The following is an 8984-nucleotide window of genomic DNA, read 5'->3' on the forward strand; positions in this document are numbered from 1 at the left end:
CCTCAGATCGTCTTCAATGGTCGGCTCGACGAGGCGGCGTCGACAGGGTGCAGAAACACCCAGAAGCGATTCACCAGATAACTGCAGATCGGAATGATGAACGCGATGGCAATCAGCGCGATCCGATAATCGATCCTGAGCAGCTTGGTGGCGAGCCACATCGCGGCCGTACTGATCAGGAAGGAGGCGATCGAACTGACCGCAAATTTCACCACGTGGTCACGGTAGCGGCCGGGAACGGCGAACGTGAAATGGAAGTGTCCGATATACGAAACCACGAACGAAGCGCAGAAGCCGAGCGTGGCGCCAATCATCGGGCTGACATGGAGCCGTTCGACTGCCATCATCGCCGTCAGCATATAGACGGCAGTGGCAATCGCGCCGACCAGCGAAAACCGTACCAAACGCCAGAACTCCGCGATCATCCCCATCGCGACTACCGGACTTTCCGCGCAGTCACGACGCAACGGATACCGCGGGGAAACTCGACGGCGCGCGACATCAATTCTTCCAGCGCCATCACCGCGTGGCCGATCGGATTGATCCGCGAAGTGGCGCCGATCGCCTTGGCCACATGCGCCTCACGCTCAGCGGCAGGCTTCGGATTGCCCTGCGAACGCTTCTTGGCCAGATAGAAGGCGGGATAGATCAGCGCCCCCAGATAATTTCGCCGCTCAACACGGAGGTCTGCGGTCTCGATCAGCTTGCACAAGCCCGGCAGCGTGTAGCGACGGAAATGCTTCAGCTCGCGATCGTAGTCATCGAACAGTTCGGGTCCGGCAGGCACCTCGATCACTGCAACGCCATCGGGTTTCAGCATTCTCGCAATATGCTGGACGGCGGCAACGTCATCCTCGATATGCTCGAGCACATTGAGCAGGACCATCGCGTCATAGCTATCCGACGGCAGCGGGCTGTCGGCGAGATTGAAACGCACCAGTGGGATGTCGGGCATTTTGGCGCCGAGCTTGACGAGCGTACCCAACGTGTAATCCCCGCCGGTCAACCGCGCGTTCGGCAGTGCGACGCGCATGTCCGCCAGCAGATGGCCGGCCGAACACCCCACTTCCATGATGGATGCAGCCTTCGACCCGAGAGCGCGCTTCAACTCATTGACGGCATGGCGCCGCGACGCCATGTCGATGAAATGCGTTCCGGACTCGGTCGCGCTTTCATGCAGTTCGGTCAGTTCGTCGGACCAGCCGGAATCACCGACCTCATAGGCCAGCACGCGGGTGGTCTGTCCCCCGCACACGAAGCCACTGCCGCTCCATACGGGAGCGTCTTCGCCCGGCACAACTGGCGGATAGGTCAACTGGTTCATCTCAGTGTACCGGCCCTACATGAGCGTTACGGCTAAGCCCGGATGTATCGGCCGACTGCCTGTCCGTACCGGAGAAATTGATCTTCTTGTCGAGGATATACATCGGCCGGCGCTTGGTTTCATCATAAATGCGGCCGATATACTCGCCGACTAGGCCCAGAGCCAGCAACTGCACGCCCGAGAAGAACGACACGACCAGAACGGTGGTCGGCAGGCCGGGCGTCAGTTCCACACCGAGAATCTTCTGCAGCACATACCAGAAACCAAGCAGGAAGCTGATCCCGGCGACGGCAAACCCTGTCATCGACATCATCTGCAACGGACGACTGCTGAAGCCGACCAGACCATTGATGCCGATCTTGAGCGATCCAATCAGCCGGTTGTAGTTCCCAGTTCCGGTCAGCCGCGCATCCCGGCTATACAGGACGGCCGCCTGCTTGAAGCCGACGAATGCCACCATGCCGCGCAGAAAACCGTGGGTCTCGGACAGCTTGCGCAACTCCTCGATCACCCGGCGCGACATGATGCGGAAATCGCCCGTATTTCTCGGAATTTGCACATCGCTCATGCGATTGATCACCGAATAGCCGAAATACGATACCGCCTTCTTGATCAGGGTCTCGCCCTCACGCGACGACCGCATGGCATAGACGACCTCATAGCCTTCGGCCATTTTTGCGTGCAGCCGCTCGATCATCTCGGGCTGGTCCTGCAAATCGACGTCGATCACGACGCATTTGTCACCGGTGCAATTCAGGATACCCGCCATGGTCGCCGCCGGCTGACCAAAACGACGCGAGAACAGCAACAGTTTGACCGCCGGGTTGCGCTCGATTTCGCGCAGGATCACCGCCTCGGTGTCATCCGGCGAGGGATCGAGCGAGAAAATGATCTCGTAGCTAACCCCCATCCGGGCCATCACGGCCTCGGTCCGCGCAAGAAACGGCTTAATGTTGCCCGCCTCCCTATAGACAGGAACCACAACGGACAGGTCCACGGACGCGGGTGCGTCGGGGTTCGGCAACGGCTTTGTCATCAGACATCCTTCAATTTGACGGCCGAAAACAGCTTCATTAGCCCTGAAGAGCGCAATTTCGACCGCACACTATCCAGTCGCGCGGGTCCGGCAAGCCAAATTGTGAACGAAATCACGGCTTTCCGCCGAAAAGAAGCGCTATGACATTCAGGAGTGATCTGGACCCGACCACCAAATCACTTTGTTTCCATGATCTTTCCCGGAAATCGCTCGGCCAGCGGATACTTTCCTTCCAGCGACGTCGTCAAGGCATTCAAGCCGAAGCGAGGGGCGCCAACGGCCTGGAATCGGGCGCCCGAAGCGGAATATCGGCCTCGACTGCTGTCCCATTAATGATCTCGTAGCTGACCCCGATTTTGGCCATCACGGCTTCGGTGCCCGCGGGAACGGCTTGATGTTGCCAGCTTCCTTGTGGACCGGGACGACGATCGCGAGCCCAACACTGGAGGCCTCGTCGGGGCGTGCGACTCCGGTGCCGGAGCTATGCGGGATTTTGGGTGACGAGGCGATCAGGCGGCGTGGTTCTCCGGCACTTGGATGACCTCGATGCCGTTTTCGAATCTGACACCTGCGACGACCTTCGGCAACTGATTTGTGCCTTTCAGCCGCCGCCAGGTCTTTGATGCGGCGCAGAGCAGCTTGAACACCATCAACTTGGCAGTCGTTGACGATAACGAACCTTTCGTGCGCACCGTTCTGTGCCGGACCGTCGCGAACACGCTTTCGATGGGATTCGTCGTCCGCAAGTGGTCCCAATGCTCGGCGGGGAATTCGTAGAACGCAAGCATTGCGTCGCGATCTTTCGTCAGGCACTCGACCGCCTTGTCGTACTTCGCTCCGTATTTCTCGGCAAAGACATCGATCGCCACTTCGGCCGAAGCTCGGTTGGACGCCAAATAGACCTCGCGCAGGTCCTTCTTCATGCTGGCCTGTACCGACACTGCGACTTTGTTCAAGATATTCGCGGTTTTGTGCACCCAGCACCGCTGATGTCGCGTGGCGGGAAAGACCTCGTCGAGCGCCTTCCAGAAGCCGAGCGCGCCGTCACCGACGGCGATTTCCGGGGCGATCTTCAGCCCTCGGGTTTTCGCCTCGACGAGCAGTTCGTGCCAGCTCTGCGTGCTCTCGCGCACGCCGACCTGGAAGCCGATGAGTTCCTTCTTGCCTTCCGGCGTCGCGCCGATCAGCACCAGCATGCATTCGCTGTGGTCTTCCATGCGAGCCTGCAGGAAGACGCCGTCCGCCCACACGTATACGTACCGGCGCGCCGACAGATCGCGCTTCTGCCAACGCTCGTACTCGAGCTGCCACTCCGTCGTCAGTCTGGAAACCACCGCCGGAGAAAGATTCGGCGCATCCTTGCCCAAGAGCGCCGCCAGCGCCTCCTGGAAGTCGCCCGTCGAGATGCCTCGCAGGTACAGAACCGGCAAAAGTGCATCCAAGCTCTTCGTGCGCCGTGCCCACAACGGCAGGATCGCCGAGGTGAAGCGGATCCGCTCGCCATCGCTGGTCACCGCGCGATCGCGAATCTTTACCCGGGCGACTTCGACGGCGCCGATCCCCGTCTGGATCGTCCGCACTGGACCATGGCCGTGTCGCACGAGGCGGTCGCGGCCATCGGGAAGCTTCAAGCCCTTCATCGCGGCGAGAAACGCCTCGGCTTCCATCTCGACAGCCTGCGCAAGCAGCTGCCGAGCTCCAGATCGCAAAATATTCGTCAGTGGATCGTCGATCTCATCGGGCTGACGCAGTGGGACAATGTTGCTATGCTCGTTCATGGCGTATCGCTCTCCTTGAGGTTCTGGCAGGCTCGACACCCGCCTCGATACGCCGCCTATCTCATTCCGTCATCACCCAGTTTCCCGCATAGCTCCCGGTGCCGTCATTTGTCGTGATTCCAATGCCATTATTTGAAGTGTCCTGGACTGTTGGCGCCTCTCATAGACTGAGGGCTGCGCATGACAAGAGGGGAACGCCTCGGACACCACGGGAGAAGATCGCTTAGACCTTAACAACGCTGGGTGCCTTGAACCCCCCTTTTCACCTGACTGTAGAGCATACGACAAGCCCGTTAGCGCGGAAAGCTCAGCAATTTCGCAACTGACAGCTGATGAATTCCGCCTGCCGGCCCGACGATCCGTATTTCGCCTTCGTTCTCAATTCCCGAAAGGGCCCGGCAAGTCGACGGTAATTTGGCGCGGCAGTTCACCCGAACGGACGGTCAGGAGAAGCTGACCCGAAATGTAGAGTTCAATCTGATTGTCCGGACGAAGGTCCGGCCCAGCAGCCAGATTGACCTCGAGAGTTCTTTGATTTTGAGTTAATGGCCCGTAGAGCACAAATTTGCCGGACACACTTAGCCAGCGCCAAAGCAAATCCACGGTGCTGCCTCCTTCCGGCGCAAGCCAATAAGGATCAGGTTGGACAAGGTGTGTTTGTCCTTCCAAAGGTGCGATTCCCAGCACCGCCGATGACGGATTGGTCGAATACGTGATGTCGGCAATAGTCGTCCCCAAAGCCCCAACACGAAAAAGTCTGGCGACCTGTTTCGGCGCGGCTGCATCGAGCCCGCCAGTGGGAATGAATCGTGTCGTTTCTGAAGCGCGAAACGCAATCCTGTTTGGCCCATACCGGTTCTGATACAGAAACAAGTTCAGCGGTTCGGCACTCAGGTCGGGATACACCGTGGCACGTGCAGAATGCGGATCCAGTTCATAAGCAGATGGCAAAGGCATGAGGGCGGTTCTGTCGCGGTAGACCCCCAGGACCTTTTCTTTCTCGATGAATGCGATGGCGCAATAGGCCCCGATCAGACAAACCAGCATGCCGCCGACGATCTTGTTCTTCGTCAGCCCGATTTGAAATGCTGCGACACTGACGATAATTGCTCCGACGAACACGAAATAGTCCGTGATTTTAAGCAGGCTGTAACCTGATCCCCGAACGTAGAAAATTGTCTGAAAGATTGCCACCAGGATGGCAAGGGTGAACAGTGCAAGAAGGTCGCTCCGTATCACAGCCTCAGTTTTGTCCGTCTTTTTTGCGCTCCAAGCCAGCACGATGATCGAAATGAAAACCGCCCCCAGCACAGCCATCGCGGCGATGCGCGGAATGAGAGGATAGGCCGTCAACTTATCCGCGGCAGTCAGTGTCACACCCGTCGCCTGCATCAAAAATCCAGATGCGGCAATCCAATCTCCGGGATGCCCACGGCCAGCGTTCAAAAACTGACCAATGAGGGCTGGCCATACGTTCAAGAGGAAGGGAAACGACGAAACCAGATACAATGCGGTAAATGCCGCGGCCCCTTTGAACGTCCGCATCCAGCGCTGACTGCTGACAATAGGAACGATTGCGATGGAGCCGAATGCCACAAGGTAGAATGGATGGGCCTCCATTGAGGTGGTCGCCATCGCCCCGCAGGCCCACCCGGCCAACGCGTAACCCGCGATCATTTCGTTTTCGCTTCGCTCCGCGCGAAATGTCCAGATCGCGGCCGCGATGATTACGGGTGCAATTGCGGTGCCCATAGTGCTCGAATTGAACTGTTGCAATATCTGGTGCAGCAACACGTTGCCAAAGATCAAGGACGCGAAACAGAGCACCGAGGCAGTCAAGCTGCGCGTCACGAGCATCACGATTGACGTGGCGCCCAATGCAATAATCGGTAGAGCGATACGCAGCGACAGAAAAAATGCGGAATGAGTATTCAACCCGAGGTTATCGCCAAGGTCGGCAGCAAAGATAGCGGATGGTACGCGCACTGTGACAGCGTGATCAATCAATGGGGAAAAACCGGCTGGATAGGACATCCGGGGCTCAATCCAGCCGATGCTTCTCAACTGATCGATAAGCCCCAGATAGGAAAATGTGTCGTCATTCGTCAGCGGGAAATAATCGAATCCTGCGACCAGCAGATCGGCCGAGTTCACGGCAATTGCCAAACCGGCGCCGACGAAACAGAGGCCGATGCCACCGAGCATAACGTGCAAGGGAGGGCGTCTTGCAAGACAAGATAGGAGGACTAGACAAATAGCCGCCAAGCCAAACATGCCCCAGAATACCGCAGCCGACTTGAGACCGAAGCTGTGCAGAATGGTTCCGGCACTAAAATAGACGGTTGCCCCTAATGCCGGAGACAACAAGAGCCAACCCGACGCGTACCTGCACCGGTCGCTCGCGATAAGAGCTAGGGCGATCGGCAATCCAAGAAAGAGAATGGACGCGAATTGAATGCCGGCCGAAATATAGAATGCGCCCATTGGCTCGCTGTCCGAAAGCAGAATCGAAATGTTTGCCGACGAAACAGGCTGCTTCTCTGTTCGGTCGGTGCAGCAGCAAGCTTGCTTTGCAGATCGCTGATAGCGAACAATATAATAGACGCCAACCTGTTTGAGCGCTGAACGGCGCATCATGAACCTTCTGTCCGGAACTGACCTGTCGGGAGGGATTGGCTGGTCTGAGCCCCTCGCTTCATCCAGCAATGGAAAGAGTCCCGGTTGAATATGAGCCCAAGGGGCTCGGTGAAGCAACGGGGCGGGGCGCGGAGCCCTCGGCATAGCGCAGCGTCCCGTCCCGTTGCGGCCCAAGAGCGTTGCGTTTGGCGTATTCGGTCGGCGTGAGGTTGCCCAGGGCGCTGTGCGGCCGGGCGTTGTTGTAGTCGTCTTTCCAGGCCGCCAGCACGGCTCGCGCCTGTGCGAGCGAAGTGAACAGCGTCTCATTGAGAAGTTCATCGCGCAGGCGGGCGTTAAAGCTCTCGATGAAGGCATTCTGGGTCGGTTTGCCGGGCGCGATGTAGTGCCACTCGATCTGCCTCTCTTGGCTGAAGCGCAGCACGGCCATTCCGGTCAGCTCAGTGCCGTTGTCGGACAGGCACATCGCCGGCCGGCCGCGCCAGGCAATGAGAGGGTGTCAGTAACTCGGTGTAAGATGGTTTCTGTGAGTTTACCTTTGACAGGAGACTCACATGGCTACGGATTTTTCACCTGAGATTTTGGACCAGCTTCTTGCCGGGGGCAGCCTCAAGCCAGAAGACTTAGCCGGCGAAGACGGGCTTTTCAGACGACTGAAGAAGGCGCTTCTGGAGCGCGCACTGGGTGCGGAGCTGACCCACCACCTTGGCTATGAGAAGGGCGACCCGGCGGGCCGCGGGTCGGGCAACAGCCGCAACGGCACAAGCAGCAAAGCGCTGTTGACGGACGACGGCGAGATCGAGATCGAGGTGCCGCGCGACCGCGCCGGCACGTTCGAACCGGTGATCGTCGCGAAGGGCCAGACCCGCTTCGACGGCTTCGACGAGAAGATCATCAGTCTCTACGGGCGGGGCATGACGGTACGGGAGATCCAGGGCCATCTGGCCGAGCTCTACGGCACCGAGGTGTCCCCCGATCTGATCAGCAAGGTCACCGACGCGATTCTCGACGAGGTCCGCGAATGGCAGAGCCGGCCGCTGGAAGCGATCTATCCGGTGGTCTTCTTCGACGCGCTCAGGGTCAAGATTCGCGATGAGGGGATGGTCAAGAACAAGGCAGTCTACGTCGTGCTGGGCATCACTGCATCGGGCGAGAAAGACGTGCTCGGGCTTTGGATCGAGCAAACCGAAGGCGCCAAATTCTGGCTCAAGGTCATGAACGATCTGAGGAACCGCGGCGTCGCCGACATCCTGATCGCCGTCGTCGACGGTCTGAAGGGCTTTCCCGAGGCGATCAACAGCGTCTTTCCCAAGGCGATGGTCCAGACCTGCATCGTGCATTTGATCCGCAACAGCCTATCCTTCGTGTCCTGGAAGGATCGCAAGGCGATCCTTCCCTCGATCAAGGCGATCTATCATGCCGAGAATGCCGACGCCGCTCTGCTCAGGCTCGAGGACTTCGAAGCCGAGTGGGGCAAGCGCTATCCCGCGATCGGGGCGGCCTGGCGCCGGGCGTGGGAGCACGTCATTCCGTTCTTCGCCTTCGCGCCGGAGATACGCAAAATGATCTATACCACCAACGCGGTCGAGGCGCTGAACCGTTCGCTGCGCAAGATCATCAAAACACGCGGCAGCTTCCCCAACGACGAGGCGGCGATGAAGCTGCTTTACCTCGCCATCAGAAATGCCGGCATCCATTGGCGACGACCGGTTGCATGGACGGCCGCAATGGGCCAGTTTGCCATCCAGTTCGGCGAGCGCTTTGCAGGCTCAGCGGACTGACCCCATGGGGTCAGTCCGCTGACCCCGCAAACCCCTCACAGAGACGCTCTTACACAAAACTTCTGACACTCCCGCCGGCCGCGCCAGGCAATGATGACATCGAGCTCGCGTGTGACCCGCAGGCCCGACAGCGAAGTATCGGCGACGAGCGCCAGGCATTCGCGAGTGAAGTCGTCGACCACAGCCAGAATCCGGAACCGTCGGCCATCGGCGAACGCATCCGACAGAAAGTCGAGACTCCAGCGCTGGTTGGCGCCTTGCGGGATCGCCATTGGCGCCCTGCTGCCGAGCGCCCGTTTACGGCCGCCACGCCGGCGGACTTGCAGCCGTTCCTCGCGATACAGACGTCGAAACTTCTTGTGGTTCATGAGTAAACGGTACGAGAGGCCCACGGAGCCACGGACTTGGTGCGGACGGCCTACGCACCGCGC

General features: G+C 59.1%; 6 protein-coding genes and 2 pseudogenes. 1 reads left to right on the forward strand and 7 read right to left on the reverse strand.

All coding sequences use genetic code 11. The annotated features are described in order from the left end of the window. Positions 1–2: 2 nt before the first annotated feature. The 6 genes and pseudogenes from ABIF91_RS43510 to ABIF91_RS43535 form a co-directional block, all read right to left on the reverse strand. Positions 3–425 carry a GtrA family protein gene (locus ABIF91_RS43510; RefSeq protein ID WP_051393945.1) on the reverse strand — a complete coding sequence of 141 codons (423 nt, stop codon included), beginning with the start codon at positions 423–425 and terminating at the stop codon, positions 3–5. Positions 426–436: 11 nt separating this feature from the next. Beyond that, entirely contained in the window at positions 437–1324 is an 888-nt protein-coding gene (locus ABIF91_RS43515) for a class I SAM-dependent methyltransferase (protein ID WP_035718230.1), read from the reverse strand. A 1-nt stretch (position 1325) separates the two neighbouring features. After that, positions 1326–2360, reverse strand: coding sequence for a glycosyltransferase family 2 protein (locus tag ABIF91_RS43520; protein WP_063829380.1), 1035 nt, complete (start codon positions 2358–2360; stop codon positions 1326–1328). A gap of 509 nt (positions 2361–2869) precedes the next feature. After that, on the reverse strand, positions 2870–4138 hold the full coding sequence (locus ABIF91_RS43525; protein ID WP_424578651.1) for an IS256 family transposase: 1269 nt from the start codon (positions 4136–4138) through the stop codon (positions 2870–2872). A 378-nt stretch (positions 4139–4516) separates the two neighbouring features. Next, positions 4517–6775 (reverse strand): hypothetical protein, encoded by a 2259-nt coding sequence (locus ABIF91_RS43530; protein WP_424579809.1) that lies wholly within the window; start codon positions 6773–6775, stop codon positions 4517–4519. 58 nt (positions 6776–6833) lie between these two features. Next, positions 6834–7265, reverse strand: a pseudogene (locus ABIF91_RS43535) (integrase core domain-containing protein); the annotation flags it as partial. Positions 7266–7326: 61 nt separating this feature from the next. Between ABIF91_RS43535 and ABIF91_RS43540 the strand changes: the two are divergent. Then, positions 7327–8553 (forward strand): IS256 family transposase, encoded by a 1227-nt coding sequence (locus ABIF91_RS43540; protein WP_038960272.1) that lies wholly within the window; start codon positions 7327–7329, stop codon positions 8551–8553. Between the two features lie 74 nt (positions 8554–8627). Here the strand turns inward: ABIF91_RS43540 and ABIF91_RS43545 are convergent. Then, positions 8628–8984 (reverse strand): annotated as a pseudogene (locus ABIF91_RS43545) (DDE-type integrase/transposase/recombinase); the annotation flags it as partial.

The organism is Bradyrhizobium sp. USDA 241, assembly GCF_049739505.1.
Taxonomy (GTDB): Bacteria; Pseudomonadota; Alphaproteobacteria; order Rhizobiales; family Xanthobacteraceae; genus Bradyrhizobium; species Bradyrhizobium liaoningense.

Coding starts and splice junctions, on each gene's coding strand:
- ABIF91_RS43510 (WP_051393945.1), bottom strand. CDS start 425: ATGATCGCGGAGTTCTGGCGTTTGGTACGGTTTTCGCTGGTCGGCGCG.
- ABIF91_RS43515 (WP_035718230.1), bottom strand. CDS start 1,324: ATGAACCAGTTGACCTATCCGCCAGTTGTGCCGGGCGAAGACGCTCCC.
- ABIF91_RS43520 (WP_063829380.1), bottom strand. CDS start 2,360: ATGACAAAGCCGTTGCCGAACCCCGACGCACCCGCGTCCGTGGACCTG.
- ABIF91_RS43525 (WP_424578651.1), bottom strand. CDS start 4,138: ATGAACGAGCATAGCAACATTGTCCCACTGCGTCAGCCCGATGAGATC.
- ABIF91_RS43530 (WP_424579809.1), bottom strand. CDS start 6,775: ATGATGCGCCGTTCAGCGCTCAAACAGGTTGGCGTCTATTATATTGTT.
- ABIF91_RS43540 (WP_038960272.1), top strand. CDS start 7,327: ATGGCTACGGATTTTTCACCTGAGATTTTGGACCAGCTTCTTGCCGGG.